Annotated in this window: 1 protein-coding gene; it reads right to left on the reverse strand. The window is 50.6% G+C overall.

Annotated elements, in window-relative coordinates:
- A partial coding sequence (locus HMPREF3249_RS07040; RefSeq protein WP_257362370.1) for a MucBP domain-containing protein occupies positions 1–261 on the reverse strand: 261 nt, incomplete at both ends.

Here is a 261-nt window from a genome sequence, read left to right on the forward strand (position 1 = left end):
TCCTTATAAACGTACGTCACTTCCGTCGTCCCTTTGACAACCTGGCCTTTCTCCTGACCTTTGGTCTTCTCGGAAACCCGTTCATAGGTCTTCCCGTCTGGCGTCACAATCGTTGCTAACGCATGGGGCGTCGTATCATAAGGCGTATTGGTGGAGGCTCCTTCAACGACTTTCACATCCGCTTGGAGCTGGTGACCGGACTCATCTTGGTAATGAACCGTCACATTCCCAAACACTTCCTTATAAACGTACGTCACTTCC

The organism is Streptococcus sp. HMSC36C04, from assembly GCF_001839535.1.
GTDB lineage: Bacteria > Bacillota > Bacilli > Lactobacillales > Streptococcaceae > Streptococcus > Streptococcus hominis.